This is a genomic window from Flavicella sediminum, assembly GCF_006381105.1.
Lineage (GTDB): Bacteria > Bacteroidota > Bacteroidia > Flavobacteriales > Flavobacteriaceae > Flavicella > Flavicella sediminum.
In genome coordinates this window covers 675-1,771 of record NZ_VDET01000034.1, presented here as the reverse complement: position 1 = coordinate 1,771, position 1,097 = coordinate 675, and the positions used below count along the sequence as shown (strand labels likewise).

At 30.1% G+C, this 1,097-nt stretch carries 1 protein-coding gene; it reads left to right on the top strand.

The features are described from left to right. Positions 1 to 168 precede the first annotated feature (168 nt). On the top strand, positions 169 to 972 hold the full coding sequence (locus FGM02_RS16505; RefSeq protein ID WP_139959604.1) for a toll/interleukin-1 receptor domain-containing protein: 804 nt from the start codon (positions 169 to 171) through the stop codon (positions 970 to 972). The last annotated feature ends 125 nt before the right edge of the window (positions 973 to 1,097 follow it).

Sequence of the window (1,097 nt, the reverse complement as noted above, 5' to 3'; positions counted from 1 at the left end):
GGTTTGTGTTTTTTTATTGGGTCACTTCTACTTATTTATCTATTTTTAGGTCGACTAAGATAAAAACACAAAATAAGTATAAGCTTAGTGTTTGGCTGAAAATCTCGCGATTATCAACTCCCACACTAACTTTATACAAAACCGTTGTAAGCAATTTGAAAAAAAAAAATGAAGATATTTATAAGTTGGTCAGGAAATGACAGTAAAGCAATTGCTGAATATTTAAAAAAGTGGATTGAACAAATAATTCAAGCTGCTGAACCTTGGATATCAGTTGATATTGAGAAAGGTAAAAAATGGAATTCTGAAATAAGTGAAAAATTAGAAAATTCTAAAGTTGGTATTTTCTGTGTTACTAAAGAAAATTTAAATTCACCTTGGATTCTGTTTGAAGCAGGTGCAATATCGAAAACAGAAGACTCATATGTCTGTACATTTTTGATTGATTTAAATCCAACTGATTTAACTGGGCCTCTTTCTCTTTTTCAAGCCACTAAGTTTAACAAGGAAGATATTTTTAAACTTTTGGTTACGATAAACCAATCTATTTCCAACTCAGGAGGAAAAGGATTGTCAATGGAAACATTAAAAGACCTTTTTGAAATTTTTTATCCTCAATTAGAAGAAAAAGTTAAGTCAATTATTGAGAATAAAAAAGGTGCAAAAAAAGGAGGTGAAGAAATAAGAAGTGAAAGGGAACTTTTGGAAGAGTCTGTTCAAATACTAAGACAACTAAAACAATCTAAACTTGAAAACCCTATCGAAAAGGAAGCAAAAGAGTTACTGAATTTTTATGCGGAAAAATATGCGAAAATGGTTGGGGAAATAAAATATTATCACGCTGGAACCGATGAACATATTGTTGAATTTATGAGTAGAATTCAAGAAAACCCACTTTTATTAAAAGCATATGGAGGAAAAGCTGGATTGAGAAACAAAGTAAAATCAGAATTTGATGGACTTCCATTTTAAAAAACTGCTTACAACACCGCATAAAGTTAATGTGGGTTTTTATGGCTTAAACAAAGGTTTGTGTTTTTTTACTATGTCACTTCTACTTATTTATCTATTTTTAGGTCGACTAAGATAAAAACACA

Excerpts from the sequence above, each read along its gene's own strand:
- FGM02_RS16505 (WP_139959604.1), top strand. The coding sequence starts at position 169 with ATGAAGATATTTATAAGTTGGTCAGGAAATGACAGTAAAGCAATTGCT.